18 protein-coding genes are annotated in these 21,896 nt (G+C 44.7%); 2 read left to right on the top strand and 16 right to left on the bottom strand.

Annotated elements, in window-relative coordinates; all coding sequences use genetic code 11:
* Nucleotides 1-49: 49 nt before the first annotated feature.
* The 13 genes from allB to PIL01S_RS07465 all read right to left on the bottom strand — a co-directional run bounded on the left by allB (nucleotide 50) and on the right by PIL01S_RS07465 (nucleotide 14,028).
* Nucleotides 50-1,441, bottom strand: coding sequence for an allantoinase AllB (allB, locus tag PIL01S_RS07525; RefSeq protein ID WP_127536978.1), 1,392 nt, complete (start codon nucleotides 1,439-1,441; stop codon nucleotides 50-52).
* A 52-nt stretch (nucleotides 1,442-1,493) separates the two neighbouring features.
* Nucleotides 1,494-2,549 (bottom strand): DUF6282 family protein, encoded by a 1,056-nt coding sequence (locus PIL01S_RS07520; protein ID WP_127536977.1) that lies wholly within the window; start codon nucleotides 2,547-2,549, stop codon nucleotides 1,494-1,496.
* A gap of 34 nt (nucleotides 2,550-2,583) precedes the next feature.
* On the bottom strand, nucleotides 2,584-3,453 hold the full coding sequence (locus tag PIL01S_RS07515; RefSeq protein ID WP_127536976.1) for a carbohydrate ABC transporter permease: 870 nt from the start codon (nucleotides 3,451-3,453) through the stop codon (nucleotides 2,584-2,586).
* A 2-nt stretch (nucleotides 3,454-3,455) separates the two neighbouring features.
* The gene (locus tag PIL01S_RS07510) at nucleotides 3,456-4,352 is read right to left on the bottom strand and encodes a carbohydrate ABC transporter permease (protein WP_127536975.1); all 897 of its coding nucleotides are present in this window, start codon (nucleotides 4,350-4,352) and stop codon (nucleotides 3,456-3,458) included.
* Nucleotides 4,353-4,375: 23 nt separating this feature from the next.
* On the bottom strand, nucleotides 4,376-5,713 hold the full coding sequence (locus tag PIL01S_RS07505; protein ID WP_164764184.1) for an extracellular solute-binding protein: 1,338 nt from the start codon (nucleotides 5,711-5,713) through the stop codon (nucleotides 4,376-4,378).
* A gap of 74 nt (nucleotides 5,714-5,787) precedes the next feature.
* Nucleotides 5,788-6,450 (bottom strand): GntR family transcriptional regulator, encoded by a 663-nt coding sequence (locus PIL01S_RS07500; RefSeq protein ID WP_164764183.1) that lies wholly within the window; start codon nucleotides 6,448-6,450, stop codon nucleotides 5,788-5,790.
* A gap of 377 nt (nucleotides 6,451-6,827) precedes the next feature.
* The gene (gene ppsA / locus PIL01S_RS07495; protein WP_127536972.1) at nucleotides 6,828-9,449 is read right to left on the bottom strand and encodes a phosphoenolpyruvate synthase; all 2,622 of its coding nucleotides are present in this window, start codon (nucleotides 9,447-9,449) and stop codon (nucleotides 6,828-6,830) included.
* Between the two features lie 573 nt (nucleotides 9,450-10,022).
* The gene (locus PIL01S_RS07490) at nucleotides 10,023-10,148 is read right to left on the bottom strand and encodes a sporulation protein YjcZ (protein WP_127536971.1); all 126 of its coding nucleotides are present in this window, start codon (nucleotides 10,146-10,148) and stop codon (nucleotides 10,023-10,025) included.
* Between the two features lie 282 nt (nucleotides 10,149-10,430).
* Nucleotides 10,431-10,940, bottom strand: a complete 510-nt coding sequence (locus tag PIL01S_RS07485; protein WP_127536970.1) for a DUF4188 domain-containing protein — start codon at nucleotides 10,938-10,940, stop codon at nucleotides 10,431-10,433.
* An 18-nt stretch (nucleotides 10,941-10,958) separates the two neighbouring features.
* On the bottom strand, nucleotides 10,959-11,588 hold the full coding sequence (locus tag PIL01S_RS07480; protein ID WP_127536969.1) for a TetR/AcrR family transcriptional regulator: 630 nt from the start codon (nucleotides 11,586-11,588) through the stop codon (nucleotides 10,959-10,961).
* Nucleotides 11,589-11,799: 211 nt separating this feature from the next.
* On the bottom strand, nucleotides 11,800-12,417 hold the full coding sequence (locus PIL01S_RS07475) for a histidine phosphatase family protein (protein WP_127536968.1): 618 nt from the start codon (nucleotides 12,415-12,417) through the stop codon (nucleotides 11,800-11,802).
* A 90-nt stretch (nucleotides 12,418-12,507) separates the two neighbouring features.
* On the bottom strand, nucleotides 12,508-13,089 hold the full coding sequence (locus PIL01S_RS07470; RefSeq protein WP_127536967.1) for a hypothetical protein: 582 nt from the start codon (nucleotides 13,087-13,089) through the stop codon (nucleotides 12,508-12,510).
* Between the two features lie 309 nt (nucleotides 13,090-13,398).
* Complete coding sequence (locus tag PIL01S_RS07465; RefSeq protein ID WP_127536966.1) at nucleotides 13,399-14,028, bottom strand: cysteine hydrolase family protein; 630 nt, start codon at nucleotides 14,026-14,028, stop codon at nucleotides 13,399-13,401.
* A 298-nt stretch (nucleotides 14,029-14,326) separates the two neighbouring features.
* On the opposite strand from PIL01S_RS07465, the gene PIL01S_RS07460 reads away from it, so the two are divergent.
* Together PIL01S_RS07460 and PIL01S_RS07455 are read left to right on the top strand one after the other, a co-directional pair.
* A complete protein-coding gene (locus tag PIL01S_RS07460) occupies nucleotides 14,327-14,797 on the top strand; it encodes a GNAT family N-acetyltransferase (RefSeq protein WP_127536965.1) in 471 nt (156 codons plus the stop codon).
* 459 nt (nucleotides 14,798-15,256) lie between these two features.
* Nucleotides 15,257-17,017 (top strand): methyl-accepting chemotaxis protein, encoded by a 1,761-nt coding sequence (locus PIL01S_RS07455; protein WP_127536964.1) that lies wholly within the window; start codon nucleotides 15,257-15,259, stop codon nucleotides 17,015-17,017.
* A 114-nt stretch (nucleotides 17,018-17,131) separates the two neighbouring features.
* Here the strand turns inward: PIL01S_RS07455 and PIL01S_RS07450 are convergent, their stop codons facing one another.
* The 3 genes from PIL01S_RS07450 to PIL01S_RS07440 form a co-directional block, all read right to left on the bottom strand.
* Entirely contained in the window at nucleotides 17,132-18,019 is an 888-nt protein-coding gene (locus PIL01S_RS07450; protein ID WP_127536963.1) for an aldo/keto reductase, read from the bottom strand.
* Nucleotides 18,020-18,278: 259 nt separating this feature from the next.
* Entirely contained in the window at nucleotides 18,279-19,946 is a 1,668-nt protein-coding gene (locus PIL01S_RS07445) for a glycoside hydrolase family 13 protein (RefSeq protein ID WP_127536962.1), read from the bottom strand.
* Between the two features lie 278 nt (nucleotides 19,947-20,224).
* Nucleotides 20,225-21,853, bottom strand: a complete 1,629-nt coding sequence (locus PIL01S_RS07440; RefSeq protein WP_127536961.1) for a glycoside hydrolase family 13 protein — start codon at nucleotides 21,851-21,853, stop codon at nucleotides 20,225-20,227.
* Nucleotides 21,854-21,896 lie beyond the last annotated feature (43 nt).

The raw sequence follows: 21,896 nt of genomic DNA, 5'->3' as shown, positions 1-21,896 counted from the left end.
CTCCTTGAAATGGGACGTACTCTTTTCAAGATCAAGCATGACTAGCTACTTATTTCACCGCTCCCGGGCAGACGATACTGAATTCCCTGCCGGTACCTTGGTTAAGCAATGGCGATGCTTCACTATACGTGATCCGGCCTCGCAGCAGTGTCATCTTAACTTTACAGCCAAAGCTGCGGCCAATGTAAGGGGAATGACGATGCTTCTGATAGAGGTCTGATGCTTTAAGTGTGTAGGAAGCATTTAAGTCAACCAGGGCCAGGTCGGCATCGCAGTTCACTGCAATCCGTCCCTTAGCCTGATCTAGTCCGAATCGTTCGGCTGGGGCACCAGACAACAGACGCGCCAGCAGCGGAAGGGGAACCCCCCTTTTCAGATATCCTTCATCCAGCATCAATTCGAGCGTGCTCTGTACACCGGCAATGCCGCCCCACGTTTCAAACATATCATCCCCCGTCTTCATGCCGGCTGGGCAGGGTGAATGATCCGAAGTTAAAAAGTCAAACCAGCCTTCCTGTAACCTGTCCCATAGCTTCCCCTGTTCTTCCGCATCACGCAGTGGAGGTGCACATTTCGCTACAGCACCCATGACTGCAAAATCATTTTCAGTCAGACATAGATAGTGCGGACAAGTCTCCAGGGTTACATCAACTCCCGCTAGCCGGGCTTCACGGATTCGTTTTGCAGCAGATTCACTGCTTATGTGGACAAAATGCAATCGACATCCGCTCTCGGCTGCATAACGCAGCGCTGTTTCCACTGCTTCCACCTCTGCCTCTATCGGACGTGAAGCTGTATAGCTCGCCGGGTCGAACCGCCCCAAGCTGCGGGCTTCACGAGTGAGCCTTGCAATAGTCGGCTCATGTTCAGCATGGAGTGCCAGCAGTTTGCCTGTCTCCGCAATCATTCGCATCCCTTCTCTGAGGGTTTCGTCGTCTGACCGACGAAATCCGTCCTTGTCCTTGTCCCCCGGAGAAGACATGAAGGCTTTGAAACCGATGACTCCGGCGTCAGCCAACAGCGGCAGCTCTTTAAGGTAACCGGGCATAAGCCCACCCCAAAATCCATAGTCCGCATACGTTTTACCTGCCGCGCGGTCTCTTTTTTGCTGAAGTGCACGAACTGTAATTGTAGGAGGAACAGCATTGAGCGGCATATCCAGAAAGCACGTTCCTCCTCCGGCAGCAAGAGCAGCGGAACCCGTCTGGAATCCTTCCCAAGATTCCAGACCCGGCTCATTAAAATGTACATGAGTGTCGATAACACCAGGCATCACGGTCAATCCATTTGCATCAATGATGGGAGTTCCCGAAGGATCAATGTTATCTGCGATTTCAGCAATCAATCCATTCCTAATACCGATATCCTTTCGCTCAACGGCTACTTCCGTAACGATTGTTCCGCCTGTAATGACTAGATCATACGATGTTGCGGATTTCATGCTTGCTCCTCCTTATCCATACGTAAGGTTGTAACAGCACATCAGCAATCTTCTATGTGTTCATGCCGATAAGCCTTGCCGGATTTGTCGCTACCATCCGGTAAATATCATCCGGAGCGAATTGATAATCGAGCATGCTGGCAATCATTGTTCTCATCCCTTGCACAGGCGTTGAGGCCGCACGAATCCCATAGTCCGTCCCAAGAACGAACTGATCGATTCCCACTTCACGGATGGTATTCATCCATTTCGTCGCATTCGAGAATCTGCCGAGCTCAGCTCCCATATCCATGTATTCTCGTTCTACATAGTAATGGGTCCGGGGGACATCAGGATACAGCCAATCCACAAGGCATGCCTCTAGAAAAGCACCCCTGGCGGCAGCAGATTTTTGCTCTTCGATTGTCATTTGTCCGCGGACGGGATGAGCGATTAACACCTTCGCTATGCCGTATTGTTCAGCAAGATCCAACAGACGGAGCGCTTCCGGCACAGATACATGACCCGTATTCAGATAGACCTCCGGATGTTCTGCCACCATGCTCAAGATCTCATCCAGTGCTTCTGGAACAGGACCTTCCAGCGGTATTGACGTCGCCACAGACAGCTCTTTCTCCACGAATTTCGGATAGGCATCCTTAAACGGAACAAGCTTGCCATCGATCAGTGTGGACTCGCGCTCAGCTGAATGGCGTGTACAATGTGAACCGAAGCTGATGAAGCGGCAGCCTTCTTCCATATGCAGTGCGGTTTTTACGGAACGCGGATTCATACCGCCATGGCAGGAATTCATCAAATAACCCCCATACGTGTGAATGCCCGGTACATGACGGTTCACTACCCAGGCCATTCCTGAAGCCCAGCCGAATACATCATAGTACACAATGCTCCTCATGCCTGCAGCTGCGGCTTCTTGCGCTACCTGAATCGGGTCCAGATGCCCAGGGTTAGAGTTCAACACCGGCCCTGCATGTACATGACTATCAATGGCACCAATCAGAAGCTCATCTGGCAGTTCCATTGACCTCCGATAAAAGGATTCATTCCATTTCGTACGATCTGGTGTCCGCTTCTGTGGTTGTTCTTGATTGGAATCAAAAGTAAGCATAGTAATCCCTCCGTGAACGATGAATTTTTAGCGATTATCCCTTAATAGCTCCCGCCATAACGCCGGAAATAATCCGCGAACTGAATACAAAATAAATAATCGTGACAGGCAACATCGATAATATCATTCCGGCCATAAGCTGTGGATAGTTGGTGCTGTGCTGGGACTTGAAATAGGACATCCCGAGCGGAACCGTGCGCAGCGACTCATCATTAAGCAGGACGAGAGCAAATGAAAATTCATTCCAACAGGAGAAAAATTGTAGAATTGCGACCGTTGTCAGTACAGGTACGGCTATCGGCAGGATAATACGGTACATGGTTCCACTGAAGCTAAGGCCGTCGATTGCTGCTGCTTCCTCAATTTCTCTTGGAATGCCCATCACGTAGCTGCTGACCAGCATGATTGGTAAAGACAGGTTAAAGGCAATATAAGGGATGATGAGCGTATACCATTGATCTGCCAGCCCCCAATTTTTAAATAGCAGGTAGATGGGAACAAGCAGAGCGTGAATGGGTACCAGCATACCGAAAAGGTAATAAAAGATCATTGCTCTCTTCCCCTTGAAGTCCAGCCGGGCCGTAATATAGCCTGTTACATATGCAATTGCCGTAATGCCAATGACCGACAGGAAGGTGATCCTCGCACTGTTCCACGATAGCTGCAGCATATTCGTCAGCTTAATCGCTTCCCAATAATTACTAAACTGCGGTGCACTTGGCAGACTAAGAATATTGTTGGCGAATTCTGCTTGCGTTTTCAATGATGAATAACCGATCCAGAGCAGCGGTATGATACAGCTGGCGGTAAAGAGCAGCAACAAGGCGTTCACGGCCAGCTTGGCTGGATTGGGAAGGAACCGACGGGGACTGCGCTGCGATTGTAGTTCCAGTTGCAACTCCATTTTTACGCACCTCCCTTGGAGTTATTACGGCGCTGGAGTAAAAGTGTGGATAGCAGGATCATAAGCATGGTAAGCGTAATGATGGCTATGGCGAGCGCAGAACCGTATCCATACCGGAAACGCAGGAAAGACGTTTCATACGCATATAACGCCATCACCGAGGAAGAGTTACCCGGACCGCCCCCGGTCAGTGCGTAGATATGCTCGAATCCGCGCATATTGTTGGCAATACAGAGCAGTGAAGCAACGACAAGGGTAGGTTTGGCTAAAGGAATGATGATATACCAGGCTTTGCGAACACCTGTTGCTCCATCCAGTTCAGCAACCTCCAGAACTTCCTTATTGATTGACGATAGCCCTGCCAGCATAAGCAGTGTGAAGAACCCGATGTTTTGCCAAGACAGAGGTATGGAGGCCAGCAGAACGATTGGTCCTGTCAGATCCAGCCAGGATTGCACCAATGCACCTAGGCCAAGCTTGGTTAGTCCGGCATTGAGTAAACCGTAGTTATAGTTGTAGACCAGCATCCAGAGAAAAGCGATAATTACCGGGGCAAGTGTAGAGGGGAAATAGCTCATTGTCCGATGCAGCCCTTTTAGTTTTACCATCTTGGACATCAGCAGCAGAGCAAAAACAAAACCGAACCCTACTTGTCCAATCAAGCCATAAGCTGTCATCAGCACATTGTTCAGAAATGAATGCCAGAACACATCATCCTGAAGAATTTCCTTGTAGTTTCCCGTGCCGATATACGTTTTTTTGGGACCTCCTGTCCAGGAGTAGAAGCTGTCTCGAAGAGCAGAAAGTATGGGAACCAGCACGACAAATGAATAGATAAGAAGACCCGGAAGCAGATATGCCACAAGCACCCAGCCTCTCGGTCGCAGCGCCTTGCCCATGTTCTCACTCCTTCAATAATAAGTTATGGATGATTTAAAAAAGTCTCATAGGCTTGTTGTGTTTCCTCAGCCAGCTGCTCGGGTGTTCTGGAACCAGCCATTACACCTTGAATCCCCGTATTTAGCACTTCTACGATCGAAGCATCAAACCAGAGGTCAAAGATTTTAGTTGCGTCAGCTGCCGCGCTGGCCTCGTAAGCAGCCAGGGCTACCGGATGCAGCTTCCCAGTATCGAAGTCTCCGGGATCATAGGCTGGGAATCCTCCGACTTCTGCCATAAGCTTGGCGCTATCCGAACCAGTCATATACTCTAGCATCGTCATGATGGCGTCTAACTTTTCTCCGGCTTCTACCCCAGAGTTAACGCTATAATAGACACCGGCGCCCCCGGAAGAACTGAGCGGATTGCCAAGTCCGTTCTCGACGCCCGGAAAGACGGCAACTCGTGTACTCGCCTTAATCCCATCCGGCGCATTGTTTACGATATTCATTGCTGACCAGATTCCGCTGACAAAGGCAGCCGATCGACCTTCAAAGTAATAGTTAACCATAGTGTCGTTGTCGACAGAATTCAGGTCCTTATTCAGATAACCGGCTTTCGCCAGCTCACTCATGATGCCAATTCCCTGTATGAAACCTTCATCGGTAAATTTAGCACCATCGCCGTTCAAAATGGACTCCGTCCATTCCGGGCCATTGATCCGATCAGTCAACGCACTGATCCAGCTGGACATGGCGTATCCTTTGGACTTGTCTCCATATGAGAACAGGTTAATGCCTTTTTCGGCCAGTTTGTCTCCGGCATCCATCAGCTCAGGCCAGCTCGCTGGAAACTGATCGTATCCGATGCTTCCAAACAGATCAGCATTATAGTAGATCAGATGCGTAGGCCCGGCTGCAATGGGTATCCCGTAAATTTGACCTTCACGAGTTCCGGCATCCAGTGTTCCAGCACGGTAACCGTCTCGCCATTCAGGGCGCTTGTCCAATTCCTTGTCCAAAGGGAGTACGATTTCGTTGTCCACAAAATTGGTCATCCATGAGCCAGGTACGATGAATACATCAGGCATATCGTCAGCCGCTGCCAGTGCCTGAGCCTTAATGGAATAGTCCTCATTCTGAAGCTGCTCCTCTATGATCTCGATATCCGGATAATCTTCCCTAAACCGCTTCAGTCCATCAAGTACTGCGGTATCTTCCGGACTTTTGCCGATATTGGATTCCTGATACCTGTGCATGAGCGATATCGTAATGGTATTGCCACTTTCAGCTGCTGATTCCTCGTTCTCTCCACTTCCGCAAGCACTAAGCACAGACGATGCCACCACCATTAACCCCAGCATGAATGACCGTTTGTTCAAATCTCTCCACTCCTTTGGATGCATTTTCAGGTAATTTAGAATCCAAAATTGGATACAATCCTATCCAAAAAAAATCACTTCTGAAAGATCTCTTTAAAATTCAGGACATTGGGCGCCGTTTCTGTGAAATTTAGCGAACGTTCGATTTGCCAGAGATGCTCTGTCATAATGCGAGCTGCCTGCTCACCATCTTGCTGCTGAATCGCCGCTAGCAAGTCTACATGATCATGGCAGAAGCTCTGATCCGTCCCATACAAGGCGATGATGACAGAGGTGAGCGAGATCAACTCCTCGAGAAAATGATAGTAGTAATAGTTATCCGATAGTTCTGCCAGCTTAAGGTGTATATCTACCGTGACATCCAATGCGCCAACGATATCACCTTCATGGCTAGCCTGATGCTCATCCCGGATCAGAGCCTCGATAGGGAATAACTGCTCCGGCTTCACGGTTGCGCATAACTTTTGGACCATTGAGGTTTCGATAACCCTACGCATTTCAAAAACTTCTCTTGCTTCATCAACACTAGGACAAGAGACGAAAGCTCCCCGGTAAGGTATAACCGTGACCAGCTTCTCCATTTCGAGCCTTCTCAGCACGTTTCGGATTGGAGTGCGGCTGACCTCAAAAGCCTCGGCCAGTGCATCCTCCACCAGTTGGGAGTTCGGCAGCAGCTTGTGCTGTGTGATCGCCAGTTTGATGTCCCGGTAGATTTCCCTCTCCTTTCCTTTAGTCATATACGTCATCACTCCATCTCTTCTTAGGGTTACCTACTAATTAAGAATGACTGAACTCTTAATTGAATATTATGATAGTTTTAGTCCTATTGAACGTCAATATATGTAACCTTATTTCGGAAAAATGCACAATAAAACCGAACGATATTCCTGCCCCTTCATTTATACGCCCTATATAAGTTAATACCTAACATGTTTATGATATGTATTCATTCATGCAGTCATTTGTTAATGTGTAATCCCACGGAGCTTGACTAGAAATTGTCTCGATAAAATAAAAAAAGCCGCTAAAATAGCGACTTTCATCAGGATTGTATTCTTGTCTCTTGGTCAACAATGCTGCATCTGTATGGCAGATAATGCCGCGGGTTTATCCATTACGTCAGCAATTCGATATATCCTTCAGTTCCGTGTAGACGAATTCGCTGCCCATCTTTTATCAATTTGGTCGCATTCTCCACTCCAACAACGGCAGGCAAGCCATATTCACGTGCGATAACAGCCCCATGAGTCATCAGTCCACCCACCTCCGTAACCAAGCCTTTTATGGATAAAAATAATGGAGTCCAGCTGGGATCGGTAAAAGTGGTCACAAGTATATCTCCATCTTCCAGATCCGCGTCCTCCATATTCAGAATGACACGCGCCCGCCCTTCGATCACGCCTGAAGATACAGCCAGACCGACAACAGCTTCAGCAGGGACGTTCCCGCGTCTGTACTTGCCTGTAATAATTTCGCCATCAGACGTGATCACGCGTGGCGGAGTTAGTTTTTCATACAATTTGTAATCATTTTTCCGTCTGTCAATGACCTGGTAATCCAATTTCATCGTGCGTACGGCTTTCTGCAGTTCTTCAAAAGTAAGATAGTATATATCCTCCTTATCACGAAGAACATCGGCTTGGACGAGTTGGTCCGCTTCCTTTAGCAAAGCCTGCTTATAAACGAAGTAACGACTAACAATGTCGTATTTCGGATATTCACGATAACCGATGAAATTACGGATCAGGTCGATCATTTGTTTTGTTTCTCTAGCTTTCTGTTTGCCGTCAGGTAATAGCTTCAAACGAGCTAATATGTCCTGTTCTTTTGACAAAGCTTCCTGTCGTCCTTGTTCAAACTTCCGTTTACTGGCTCCAGGCTCAAGGTTCTTGATATTACTGAGGATCATAGGTATCAGAATACTCGGTTTTTCACTCCATCGAGTCCGTGTAATATCGATCTCCCCGGCACATCGCATTCCATATTTATCGAGAAAAGCAGAAATAGCTTCATATGCTTGCTGGCCGCCTTCGAATTGAACCAGTTTATCCATAAAATGATCATCTCTTACTTGTTGTAAGTACTCAATGATTTCCGGATAGGGACGAATCACATCGGCAACATCCAGCAGCTCCATACCCATCTCTGAAGTAATGTTATGAGGTACAGACAAGGAAAGTGTGTCTGCTGCGTTTTTCTCACCTAACCAGTCATCCATCTTTTCATTGATCCATGCGGATGCGTGAAAAGCGGCCATGATCACACTCAAATTTTTCGAGTCGGAAGAACGCTTCTTCCGCTGCTGCATATCTTCCAGAATGCAATCAAATACGTCCAATCCTGCTTTCGTTTGCATCGTATGTTTCAACGCAGATACCGATGTCGCGCTACTCCGTATCAAAGCAGCAACAATGGCTGGATCGCTTCCTGCCTCTTCTAATATATCCGCAGGAGACATGCCCTGATGACTTTTTATAGGTCCCTGTTCGCTTTTGTCAGTCGGGTCCAATGGAATAAAATCTCCCCGCTCTATAATGGTCATTAGTGCATCTTTTATGAGCGGGTCGGAGTGTCCCAAGACACCCAGCAAATTCTGCCTGCCCGCCGAGGTAGACAGCCCCTTGGTAATATCGACAAACAGCCTCCCACCACCCGTTTTAAACATGGAGGGGTTGCCCGTTAGCTTCCAGATGGACATTCCTAATGGTTTGATTGGATCTGTCATCATTTGCTGATGACCAACAGATACATACACGTGATTTTCCTCATCTTGTGCTTCAGGAATCGGAAATAAAGTGGTGATGGGCCGGCTCTGAACCATGTAAAATGTATCATCGTCTATACACCATTCGATGTCTTGGGGGCATCCGAAATGTTCTTCGAGCTGTCTACCCAAACGTGCGAGTTGTAAAATCTGTTGATCCGTAAGTGTTTGCATCTTTTGCTGCTCAAGCTGGAGCTGCTTGATCTCTGTTCCGCCTTCCTTCCGCCCATAAATCGCTACTTTTTTGGTTTCAATTCGCTTACTGACGATTTCCCCATCCTTAACTTGGTAACCATCAGCAGACACTAGGCCGGAAACAAGCGCCTCTCCGAGTCCGAAACTGGCATCGATCGAGATCAGTTTCCGATTGCAAGTGATCGGATCCGCAGTAAATAATACCCCTGATGCCTGCGGGAACACCATTTTTTGAACCACAACAGATAAATAAACTTGGCTGTGGTCAAACCCATTCTGCATCCGGTAAATTACCGCGCGTTCTGTAAATAGAGAAGCCCAGCATTTACGGATATGCTCCAAGATGGCTTCTGTGCCGATAATATTTAAATAGGTGTCTTGTTGACCAGCAAAAGAAGCATGGGGTAAGTCTTCAGCAGTTGCACTTGAGCGCACCGCATAGGCTTGATCCTCACCAAAGCGAGAGAGAGATTGGACGACTGCTTTCACAACATCGGAAGGAATGGCTGCTTCCAAGATGACCTGTTGGATCTCCTTACGGATTTCATTAACACGTTCTCGATCTTCTACCTTAAGCTCAGACAGCTGATCCAACAAAGCATGAACCATTTTATTCTGTTTGATCGCTGTTTGGTATCCGACCGTTGTGACACAAAACCCTTCAGGCACATGAATCCCTTCCAATTTGGATAATAACCCTAAGTGCAGCCCTTTTCCACCAACCAGCCAAAGCTGAGTGTGATCTATTTCTTGAAAATCGAGAACCAGTGAATTCATTCAACCTCTCCTCTATCCGTTAAAATGGAAAAACAAATATGATCGTGTCAGTCCTGTTCCCCTCGAGTACTCCTTTCCCCACCTTTCAAAAAAATAGCATTGACAAATCAAATTATAAGATGTACTATAAATATAGGAATAATAATACGTACATACTTTTATTGATTGAAATCAATGACGTTTATCGATTATATCATAGCGTTTTTTTGTGTTCAATTATTTTTTTGCTTAAAAGAGATGACCTTTGTTTTTAGGGATCATCTCTTTTTTTCACTTACAGTCTGAATAACTTAGCAAACTTTCTTATGTATAAAGAATAGATGGCCAGGAAAAATATAAATGGATCTATTAAACAAGTGCTCAAAACAGAACTAGGAGATCTCACCAACCTCTGTATTTGACCTCAACTCTAACTTCTTAAAAAAAGGAACTGCCGTATTAGCAGTTCCTTTTTTATATTGCAGGCGAAACTCCGAAACTCCGCTAGCCATACCAATTATGCTTAAGGCGCAGTTAGTTTTGAAGGTTTACGAGTTCTTTTCTCAGCACTACTTGAGGCTGATTCAGAGTTCATTATACTAAGAAAGCTTTGGAGATGATGACTAACAGAATAAAAAGTACCAGAATTGCACCAACGGACGTAAAACCACCATATCCCCCACCAATTCCGCCAACATTACCATTGCTATATCCACTCATATTTCTTCCCCCTCTTCTGTGGTATGTGTTAGATTATTCAGAAATGCAAAATTTGACAAGGCTATATACAAAAGGGGCTTATAGCTACGCAGCCTTTGCTTGTTTCCTGTTCGTTCATAAAAAACAAACAGCCGATCACGATGTCGGCTGCCTTATTCTTTTATTCAGTTATGTTTACCCCATTATCTACAAACACGCTACTTCGATACAGGATATCACCATGCGAGCATCAGCTTAGGTTGCACCCATTGTTTGTTTGCTTCGTGGCAATAGACGCTAGCACTAAGGATTCGGAGGTGTTGCAATGGCTGGTTCTCCTTCGCGGCCAAGCCGCCGGCTTGCCGTTTCTTTACGCCCCGTTGCTGGAACGTGGGCTCCCGCTTTTGCCAATCCAAAGGTCGGCATATTGTTGTAAACACATTCATATTGCCCTTCAGGAACCAGATAGGTTTCGTGGAAAATCCCTACATCTCCCCCAGTTCCAACTTTGCGGTTGAAATCCCTCCATGCCTTCAGGTGGTTAGCTCCATGTCGGGCATAGTGCTCCAGGTGTTCAAAGCTCCTCCAATATTGAATGAGTGTAAGTCCACGGCCTGAAAAATGATAGGAACCATCCATGAACCCTAGCTCCTCTTTGTTTCGATACAGCTCCTGAAGCATCGGGGACATGGAATTCATAACAGGTAGCCATTTATGTACCGCCCACCATTTGTTAATCCGAAAACCAATCACAAAAACAACGAAGGAACCTTCCATCTGTGCGGTATAACGACCTGCGATCACTTTAGCCATACATACTCACTCCTTCTCCTATATTTCAAGCAGACCCAGATGCGTATCATAAAAGCGGCTAATATCCGCTGAATTGTACAGTTGAGCCGTCAGAAACGCACCATAGAAAATGGTGAAACAAATCTGTACAGATTGCTCCAAGGTGAGAGATTTGTTGAGCTTACCCACTTGTTGTTCTTCCTTCATAAACTGTTGAAATAAAACAAACATATTAGGCGATTCACTCCCCGCTTCCTCGTGACCTGGAAAGAGCAGCGATACTTCCGCTTGACTCAGTTCAGGCATACAAGGCTGCATGTTCTGTTCTGCAAGAAAGGAAATCAAACTCGGCATCATCCCCGGCCTTAATTGATGCTCCTTAGCAACCTTGGACAGCAAATGGCGGAATGCCTGGAATCCTTTTTTCTCTTCCTGTTCGATCTCGATCATTCGTTCAGTAAGCCATACCCGCATAAAATAAATCAGCAAATCCTCTTTACGTTGATAAAACTTAAAAAAAGTGACCTTGGATATTTCAGCAGTCTTGCAGATGTCCTCAATCATGACCTGGCTGAACATTCGATCCTTCATTAAGGATAATCCAGCTTCATACAGCGCGATTTTGTTCTTGGCTTTTTTTAATTCCCTTAGTGAGATATCCTGATTCATATTGATTGCATCTCCTCGAAGTTAACTACAGTTAATAAATTAACACGAGTTAACTTATTTAGTCAATACAGTTAAGCATACAGACTAAATACCCCTTACATTCGCTACACAGATGCAGGGGTACAGAGCCTTAGTGAAATAATTTTTTATTCCCATTGGGACGCATATTAAATTGTTGTACCGATAAAAAAAAAGCCGATTATCACGGCTTCTATAGTTCTTGTTCCATCTTCCCTTTTACGATCTCGATAGATTTCACATTTAAATGTGCAGTGCAATTATACACCGAACAGTCCCATCGAGGTTGTGCTGTTTGCAGTATGGTGATAGATGTGTTCATTAAACTTTCTTTCATGTCGATATGCGGGATCAGTTTCTTTAAAGTCATTCCAAGGAATGCACCGTGACTCACGATTAATATATTCTCGTCTGGGTGTCTGTCTGATATGTCGGCAAGGCACTCCCTGCCTCTTTTTACAATCTCATCTTCTGATTCGATGCCGAGATCCAGTCTAAACCACCCATACCCCCATCGATTGACACGCTCTTGTTCTGTCGTCCCTTCTATAAGCCCACAGTTCATTTCTCTCAAGCGTGGGTCGGTTCTAACTTCAATATTGTTGATTTTGCCGATGATTTCCGCTGTTTCAAGTGCTCTGGACAAATCACTAGAATAAATATAATTCCACTGTTCTGTGCCAATTCTTCGGGACAAGAGTTCAGCTTGTTGTCGCCCCTTTTCATTGAGCGGGATATCTGAATGGCCTTGTGTCCGATATTCGTCGTTCCAATCCGTTACTCCGTGTCGGATCAATCCTAACGTAGTCATTTGGTATCCTTCTTTCCCTTGGAATTATGTAATCGGTCAAGAGAAAACCTTCTGTTTATTCAACGAATGTTTCCCTTAGACCAATGAGACTTAGCCCCATTTCCTTTTCTTCTTTGCTCTCATGATGAAGACGGCACTCACCACAAGGATTATTGCAAGGACGATATACAAATCAAAATCCTGCTCCACCATAAACCACATCTTGGATTCCAGATTGACTTGTTGTTTTGGCTCGAATCCCTCACCAAATTGTTCAGTTGCTTGATTAAGGTTATTCATTTCAATGGTCGTGCTGCACGGACTACTGCTTAATTCGCCATCCATTTCACTAATAAATATGAAGTATTTACTGCCTTCCTTGAAGTTAAAACCCCAAGTGTAGTCGGTTGCGACAATGACCTCAGAATCAACTTCCGTTTTCCAGCTTCGTTCAACTTCCACTAATATATATCTAACTTTCTCTTTTGTGCCCGTTATCCCTTCTTGCTTCAGATCAACTTTAATTTTCTTTATTTCACCGTAAACAGCACCAGTATATCCGTCTAACTCTTCTTGAAGGCTTCCCTTCTTCTCAGCACAGGATAGAGCTTTGACTTCTTGACCATTCGCAAAAAAGAATAGGGTAGTGAAAAGAAAAATGATCGTGAGTAAACGATGTTTCAGTTTCTCCACCTACTTCTCATCATATTATGACGTCCATCTTAAATCTTATTGACTTTCTCAGCAGACGAAATGTTGCACTCATCCCTCAGCTAGTTGAACAAGAGCTGTCATACACATCTGCCATTTTGTAATTCCAAAAGACAAAAAAGCCGCTACTTTAGCGACTTTGAATGGAACATTTTTGGTCTGCGGCAATTCTTATTCTTATCCCCTTAATAGCTTCCTCTACCTGGAAAACTAACAGCATCTACATAATGGAATACAGTGAAACAGTTGTAGATCACGTGTGAATGTTCTTATTTTCTCCTATGTCTCTGCCTAATTAACTGTTGTCTGATGTGAGGTCTCTATATAAGAGACGATTCCTGCTGTATCTGTAACCATACCGAAATACGTATCCACTGTTTTCAGCGTCATATCATGTTCCGCTTGTGAAAAAGCCGCGCAGGCATCTTGTATAAGTACAATGTGATAATCAAGCATAAAACCTTCCCTCGCTGTAGACTCAACACACAAATTCGTGCTAACCCCTGTCATGATGAGGGTTTCTATTTTGAGCGTTTGGAGAACGCTCTCCAATCTGGTGTGGACAAACCCACTGTAACGATGCTTTTTGACAATGATATCATTGGCCTGTGGTGACACTTCGTAAAAATCTGCACCCCAGCTTCCTGTACGACAAATAGGGTTTACACCATCCGGAAAACGTGAAAGCCATACTTCGGAGTCCGTGGCATCTTCATGGTTGGTTTGCAAAAAAATGACGGGTATTGAGCTTTTTCTTGCAGCTTCCAATAAAAAATGCATATGAGGCATCATTTGTTTTACTGAGCTCACATCAATTCCGCTTTTGGAGATCGCCCCATCTGGATGACAGTAATCGTTTTGAACATCGACAACAATTAAAGCTGTATTTTTTCCCTCAAGATGAATTTTCATTTTATCCATTCGTACACCCCCGGAGCTTAGTATTTAGTAGGGTGCAGCTTTTTATACAAAAAAATGAAGTTACAGACCAAATCATTGACAGACGCTTTTATTTCTGGTTAGATGAAACATTTAAAAAGAACTTTGCAATCAAGGAGATACATATGATGAACATAAATTAAGAAATCTGCTGTTTGGGAGGATTGTGGGATGGGTCGTTAGTTATCTAAACTTTAACGAACATCTTTGTAGTAGGTAAACAGTGTATGTGCAATATAAGATATTATTAACGAGCGTCTCAAAAAAAGGGGGCATTTTAATGGATGTTTCTTTATGTAAAGCAGATTTAAATGATGCAGTGACTATTCACAACATGAAAGTTAAAGCGTTTATGCCCTTGTTGGAAACCTATCAGGATTTTGAAACAAGCCCCGCCAATGAAACCGTAGAAAAAGTTATTACTCAAATCAATCAGTCTTTTACAGATTATTTCATAATCTATCATGTTGACGTTGCCGTGGGCGGTATAAGAGTCGTCAAAAAAGAGGATCAGATCTATAGTGTTAGCCCCATTTTTATACTGCCAGAACATCAAGGAAAAGGCATTGCTCAAAACGTCTTTACAAGCGTAGAGCAGAAATATGACGATGCAAAGTCATGGAGACTGGGTACCATCTTGCAAGAGAAAGGAAACTGTTACTTGTATGAAAAGATAGGCTATAAAAAGACGGGTATAACTAAAGTAATTAACGACAAAATGACAATGATATTTTATGAAAAACATTTGTAGAGGAATAGCCATTCCATTAAGATAACCAGCCAGTGGGCGGTTATCTTTTGTATGAACTCACAAGCCCAGTATATACAAAAAAGGAGTGATTACCGTAAGGTAACACTCCTTCCTATCTATAATAAAGCAATACCGTTATTTTCAAACCAATCTCAATCCACGGAACAAATGCTGCGACGGCGATACCCAGATAAATCCCAGCAGCGAAGTAAAAAAGGTTAATCTTAATCTTTCTGTGCAAAATCCCTCGCCTTTTATGCAATTTCCACTTTTGGTTTTACAAATTCTATTTGCCCAGTGTTGAGCACAATGGGCGAGTTGGTTTACACAGATTTCCATCGCTCAAAGACTTCATTTTACCTCCTCTTTTTTCGATATATTAGGTACAGATTTAATTTAAATTTTAACTATCGGGTTCTGAGTTAGATCTGTACTTTGACATACTTAGGGGGAACTGAAGTGAAAACAAAAATAGGATCTATTCTAAAAATGAGAACGTTAAGGGCCAAGTTAGTCTCTTTGTGCTTGGTTATACTTATTGTGCCCACAATCGTAATAGGGTTCAGTTCTTATACCGTTTCAAAAAATGAAATGAATGAATCCGGCAAGGCCGCACTTGAAAATAGTGTACGAATGGTCATTGGTATGATTAATCTCCTCAACGAGCAGGTAGAGAACGGAAGTTTGACATTGGAGCAAGCGCAGGAAAAGCTCCGCGTAGAACTGCTCGGTGATAAGAATGCAGATAATAAGAGGCCTGTAAAAAGTGAATATACTGTAGGGGAAACAGGATATCCATGGGCTGTTGGCAAAGATGCGCATTCCGTAATGAATCCTTCAAATGAAGGTCAGGATTTGACAGATGTCGTTACAGAAGATGGCGTATATTTGGGAAAAGAGATCGTTAATGTTGGAACAGCCGGAGGAGGATTTGTCACCTACAAGTGGGCTCTACCTGATACAGGTGAGGTAGAAACGAAAGTTTCATATGTTGAAATGGACCCGCATTGGGGATGGATCATTGGTTCGGGTGCCTACTTAAGTGAGTTTAACAGTGGTGCTACACAAGTTCTGTATCTTGTTCTTATAGTTACGGCTGTGGCGGTTGTTCTAGGATCCATTATCGTTAGCATCATCTCAGGACGCCTAACGAAGCCGATCCTTATGGTCGCTAAGCGATTGAAATCCGTTGCGGACGGTGACCTAACCGTTGAAGAAGTTAAGATGAAGTCCAAAGATGAGATTGGTGAACTTTCACAGGACTTTAACCATATGATTAAAAACATGAGAACACTTATTAGTCAAGTCGATCTCTCTACCAAACAGGTAGCCTCATCTTCCAAAGAGTTGACTCTTGGTGCGGAGCACACCAGTCAGGCAACTGAGAATATCACCATTTCGATCCAAGAATCTGCAGCAGGTGCACAAGAGCAACAAATGATGCTTCAACGGACAACCAACTCACTCGAGGAAATATCGATCGGGATTCAGCGAATAGCGGAAAGCTCATCAACCATTGCCGATTCTTCTGTTGATGCGATGGAACTCGCGAACATAGGTGGTACGGCCGTAGAGCATACGGCGAAGCAAATGAAGCTGATCAACAAGTCGGTTAATGAAACGGATGTAGTCATGAGAATGCTGGATGAACGCAGCCAACAGATCGGTACCATGCTGCATGCCATTACGGATATTGCGAAGCAGACGAATCTTCTTGCTCTGAACGCCTCGATTGAGGCAGCCCGCGCAGGCGAAGAAGGCCGCGGTTTCTCGGTAGTTGCTGCTGAGGTGAGAAAACTTGCTGAACAATCGAACCAATCATCCGGGCAGATTTCCACGTTGATTCAAGATATGCGTACAGATATCGAACAATCGCTCAAAACGTTGAATCGAGTTAAACAGGACGTCGACTCCGGCTTACAGATTGCTAATGAGACGGAACAACAGTTTAACAAAATCGTAGGGTCGACCAACTTTATCGCCCAACAAACGGAGGAACTTGCCAGCGTTACACAGCAGATCACGGCAAGCGTCCAGGAAATCACCGCGGGTCAAGAGCAAGTCTCCAATCTTGCACTCCAAGCTGCAGACAACTCCCAAAATATAGCTGCTTCTTCAGAAGAACAACTGGCTTCAATGGAACAAATTACGAGCCTAGCCACAACCTTGTCCGATATGTCTCAAAAGTTAGAGCGTTTGACGATTCAATTTAAATATTAATTTTGATTCTTCTAGGAAAAAAAAGCAGCCGACCCCTTCTACTTTGGTCGGCTGCTTTCTCCGTTTTAAACCACGAATGTATAGCCATCAGCAAGCTACACCGATCAAGCTCGCTTATAATTCCAGATCTGCGGCCCGGGCGTTCGCTTCAACCTGCTCCGGACTTTTGCATCCTGGAATGACGCAGCTAACGGCTGGATGCTTCAGACACCAGGCAAGAGCCCACGAGGCCATGTCGACACCTTCAGGGACTTCGTTCTTCTGGATTTCAGTTACCAGCTGCAGCTTCTCATCGATCTCTTGACGCTCGCGTCCCTTTCTGACATTGTCATTGAACACTGCGCCTGGCTTGTACTTGCCGCTCAGATAGCCGCTGGCCAGTGGGACTCTTGCGAGCACACCAAGGTCCTGCTCCTGACATGACGGGAATACCCTCTCCTCGGGCTTCTGGTCCAGACGGTTATATACGACCTGTATAGCCTTCGCGTTTAACCCACTAGCCTTGCTCGTCTGATGCAGATTATCGTTGCTGCCAATGGAAATACCAAGATTTCGAATTTTACCGGCTTGTACCTGCTTGTCCAGCATGGTCCACAGCTCGTCGTTATCAAACACCTCATCTGATCCGGAATGGAACTGATACAAATCGATATAATCTGTTCTTAGCGCTTTCAGGGATTCTTCCAGTTGAACACGGATCTGATCCACGCTCCAGGCATTGGTCCAGTGATCATGCCACTGATGACCAAACTTCGATGCGATCACCCAATCCTCACGCCGGTCACGGGACATAAAATCGCCGATAAAGCTTTCCGACATATGGTGGGGTCCGTAACATTCCGCTGTATCAATCAAATTAATACCAAGTTCTTTGGCACGGTAAAGAATATCATCGACTTCTTTCTGGGTATAGTCTTTACCCCAGTCCCCGCCAAACTGCCAGGTGCCCACACCTACGACGGATACATCCAGCTCGGTCTTGCCCAATCTTCTGTACTTCACTCTACTCACCTCGAGGTTTAATATGTTGGTCAAGTGACCGAATGGTACAATAAGTATTCGATTAACGATAACGCTTTCATAATAAAGGATAATTAACAAATTATCAATCTGAAGGCAAAATAAAAAAAGCCCCTTAGAAATTCATTGGATAAACGGCGCTTATTCCAATAACTTATCTAAGGGGTTCACTTGTTTGAGGTCAGAAATTAGTGAGTGAATTCTCTGTTTACTTCATTGGATACCTGTAGGAAAATCAAACTTATTCTTTATCGCTTAAACCAACGATCGTTTCATACGGTCGCAGCACCCTTGGCAGCTTGCTATCTTCGTAGTTGGTAAGCCAGATCTCGGAGAAGTTAAGGCTATGCTCTTCTTCCTTAAGCTCTACGGCTTGATCAGAGAGATTGACTACGACCAGCACCTGTTGGTCTGCCAGAGTTCGTGTATAAGCAAATACACTTGGATGTTCCGGCATAAGAAGCTCATAGAACCCATATGTCAGCGTGTCGTGTTCTTTTCGCAGCTGAATCATTCGTTTATAAAAGTGCAGGATGGAACGCGGATCCTGCAGCTGTTTCTCTACATTAATATGAACGTAATTGTCATTCACCTTAAGCCACGGCGTACCATTGGTGAACCCTGCTTGTTCTGCAGAAGACCACTGCATCGGCGTTCTGGAGTTATCGCGACTCGATGCCCAGATGATGTTCATGATTTCCTCATGCGACATCCCCTCTTCACGTTTAATCTGATATAGATTCCGGTCAGCTACGTCGTTATAGTCCTCTATGGAAGGATAAGCCACATTCGTCATGCCTATTTCTTGTCCTTGGTATATGAACGGAGTGCCCTGCATGAAAAAGTACATGGCTCCAAGAGCTGTTGAACTTTCATACCAATACTCCGCATCATTTCCCCAGGATGAAACTTTACGTGGCTGATCGTGATTTTCAATAAACAAAGCATTCCAACCGATGCCTTCCAGCGATTTTTGCCACTTCGTCAAGACGTTTTTCAGTTTGGGAACATCGAGTTGCCGGTCTGTGCTGTTTTTCCACAGGTCAAGGTGTTCGAATTGGAAGACCATATTAAATTTGCCTCTGACTTCACAGATCCAATCGTATAGATCTTCTTGGTCCTCTACTTTTACTCCATTGGCTTCCCCAACGGTTACCACGTCATATTTGGATAACGTTTCCTCTTTCATTTCCTGCAAATAACGCTGAATTCCTTTGACATTCATGTGCTTCTCAAACGAAGAGATGTATTTAAAGCCTTCTTTGACTGGCATATCCAGCAGGCCCTCTTCTTTGTGGATATGACTGATTGCATCGACACGGAAACCATCAATACCTTTATCCAGCCACCAGTTCATCATTTCATATATGGATTTCCGTACGTTTTCATTTGCCCAATTCAAATCCGGTTGTTTTTTGGAGAACAGATGAAGATAGTACTGTCCGGAGACTTCATCATATTCCCAAGCAGAACCACCGAAGATGCTTTCCCAGTTATTCGGTTCTTCTCCGTTTTTCCCATCTCTCCAGATGTACCAGTCCCGTTTAGGACTATCCTGCGAAGATCTCGATTCGATAAACCACGGATGTTCGTCACTGGTATGATTGATCACCAAGTCCATGATGAGTTTCATGCCACGATCATGTACTTCTTTTAATAATTGATCAAATTCAGCCATCGTGCCGAATTCATCCATAATGGAACAGTAATCACTGATATCATAACCATTATCATCGTTAGGAGACTTGTACATCGGGCAGATCCATATCAGGTCAATACCGAGGTCTTGAATATAATCCAGTTTTGAAATGATTCCCTTGATGTCGCCAATCCCGTCCCCATTGGAATCCATAAAGCTTCTAGGATAGATTTGATATGCTACTGCTTCTTTCCACCATACTCTTTTCATTTGATGTAATCCTTCTTTCTCAACCACGATATAAACTGCACCAATCGATCACACAAGGGCACTACGAGCGCAGTACCATCTTCCGATCGCTGTTATCCCCAGATTTTTTGACTCCCCTTCTCTAAGGGGAAAATCCGGTGATAAGCCTATGCTTCCGATGCAGCTTTCCTTCGGAAAGCTTTTAAGCGAACGCTTCGCTTCTCCAGATTGGTACTGCCTCTCCGTTAACGTGTGTCTGTTTAAGCGGTTTATAAAGACTTTATTTATAGTATTATTCTTTACGCATGCATAAGGTACATTCTCGCTTCATATGGACGCAGTTCGTTCAGTGGCAGTTCACCTGCATAATTCGATATCAGCAGCTGATTCGTCTCTGCCAAGTGTTCCTGCAGCGGGAGCTTGATCGTATTCACCTGAAAATTACATACAACAAGGACTTTCGTTCCATTCAGCGTTCGGGTATAAGCAAACACCTCTGGATCATCCGGGAAAACCAGCTCATAATCTCCATACACAATCACTTCATGATCTTTTCTTAATTGGATTAACTTCCGATAGTGATGAAATATGGATTCAGGGTTATTCAAATTGTCCTGGGCATGGATATCGGTATAGTTCGGATTCACCTTGATCCATGGTTCGCCACTTGTAAACCCAGCGTTATCCGTAGAATCCCACTGCATCGGTGTTCGAGCGTTATCGCGTCCCTTGGCGAAGATCGACTCCATCACGCTGCTTTCAGGATATCCTTTCCCCATTCTTTCTTTATAGAGATTGAGCAATTCAATATCCCGATAGTCTTCAATCGCATATTGAACATTCGTCATGCCTATTTCTTCACCCTGATAAATATAAGGTGTGCCTTGCATGCCATGAAGAAGGGTAGCCAGCATTTTAGCCGATTCAATTCTATATTTTCCGTCATTTCCCCAACGGGAGACGATTCGAGGCAAGTCGTGGTTATTCCAGAACAAGCTGTTCCAGGCATCGCCTTTGAGCTCTGTCTGCCATTTGGACAGCACTTTTTTCAATTCCAGCACATCCAAAGGCTTGAGATCCCACTTTCCTTTGCCTTCTTGTTCATCCAAGCCGATGTGTTCAAACTGGAATACCATTGAAAACTCACTGCCGTCCGGGTTGCTGTACAGTTTGGCAATCTCAGGAGTAGCGCCCCATGTTTCTCCAACCGTTAGCAGATTTTCTGCTTTTTGAAACGTTTCCTTGCTAAGTTCCCTGATATATTTATGCAGATTGGGCCCATTCCCCGTAATCTTCGCATCCGGTTCTTTACCAATTAAGTCGATTACATCAAGTCTAAACCCGCCGACTCCCTTGTCGATCCACCAATTGATCATATCGTAAATCTCTTGCCGAACTTTGGGATTTTCCCAGTTCAGATCTGGTTGTTTTACGGAAAAGAGATGCAAATAATATTGCCCAATTTCAGGAACCCATTCCCAGGCTGAGCCACCAAATGTGGATCCTAAATCGTTCGGAGGCGTTCCTTCCACACCATCTCTCCAGACGTAGTAATCATGGTACGGATTGTCTTTGCCTTTTTTGGCTTCTTGAAACCAAGGATGTTCATCCGATGTGTGGTTCAATACCAGATCCATAATGATCCGAATATCTCGTTTCCCGGCTTCATGAATTAACGATTCCATATCATCCAGAGACCCGAACATGGGATCGATATCCTGATAATCGGAAATGTCATACCCATAGTCATCTTGAGGTGACTTGCAAACAGGTGACAACCAGATCGCACCAATGCCGAGTTCCTGCAAATAATCGAGCCTTGACTCAATACCCTTCAAGTCGCCGATTCCGTCTCCGTTACTATCTTGAAAACTCCGCGGATAAATTTGATATACAACGGTTTCTTTCCACCATTTTTTATTCTCCATGTCATACAACCTTTCTACCTTCTCCAGATTGGTGTGCCTCTCC

This window comes from Paenibacillus illinoisensis NBRC 15959 (genome assembly GCF_004000925.1).
Classification (GTDB): Bacteria; Bacillota; Bacilli; order Paenibacillales; family Paenibacillaceae; genus Paenibacillus; species Paenibacillus illinoisensis.
This window is presented reverse-complemented; position numbering and strand designations above follow the sequence as displayed.

Coding starts and splice junctions, on each gene's coding strand:
- allB (WP_127536978.1), bottom strand. CDS start 1,441: ATGAAATCCGCAACATCGTATGATCTAGTCATTACAGGCGGAACAATC.
- ppsA (WP_127536972.1), bottom strand. CDS start 9,449: ATGAATTCACTGGTTCTCGATTTTCAAGAAATAGATCACACTCAGCTT.
- PIL01S_RS07475 (WP_127536968.1), bottom strand. CDS start 12,417: ATGACTACGTTAGGATTGATCCGACACGGAGTAACGGATTGGAACGAC.
- PIL01S_RS07480 (WP_127536969.1), bottom strand. CDS start 11,588: ATGAATCAGGATATCTCACTAAGGGAATTAAAAAAAGCCAAGAACAAA.
- PIL01S_RS07440 (WP_127536961.1), bottom strand. CDS start 21,853: ATGGAGAATAAAAAATGGTGGAAAGAAACCGTTGTATATCAAATTTAT.
- PIL01S_RS07510 (WP_127536975.1), bottom strand. CDS start 4,352: ATGGGCAAGGCGCTGCGACCGAGAGGCTGGGTGCTTGTGGCATATCTG.
- PIL01S_RS07515 (WP_127536976.1), bottom strand. CDS start 3,453: ATGGAGTTGCAACTGGAACTACAATCGCAGCGCAGTCCCCGTCGGTTC.
- PIL01S_RS07490 (WP_127536971.1), bottom strand. CDS start 10,148: ATGAGTGGATATAGCAATGGTAATGTTGGCGGAATTGGTGGGGGATAT.
- PIL01S_RS07500 (WP_164764183.1), bottom strand. CDS start 6,450: ATGACTAAAGGAAAGGAGAGGGAAATCTACCGGGACATCAAACTGGCG.
- PIL01S_RS07520 (WP_127536977.1), bottom strand. CDS start 2,549: ATGCTTACTTTTGATTCCAATCAAGAACAACCACAGAAGCGGACACCA.
- PIL01S_RS07445 (WP_127536962.1), bottom strand. CDS start 19,946: ATGAAAAGAGTATGGTGGAAAGAAGCAGTAGCATATCAAATCTATCCT.
- PIL01S_RS07460 (WP_127536965.1), top strand. CDS start 14,327: ATGGATGTTTCTTTATGTAAAGCAGATTTAAATGATGCAGTGACTATT.
- PIL01S_RS07465 (WP_127536966.1), bottom strand. CDS start 14,028: ATGGATAAAATGAAAATTCATCTTGAGGGAAAAAATACAGCTTTAATT.
- PIL01S_RS07485 (WP_127536970.1), bottom strand. CDS start 10,940: ATGGCTAAAGTGATCGCAGGTCGTTATACCGCACAGATGGAAGGTTCC.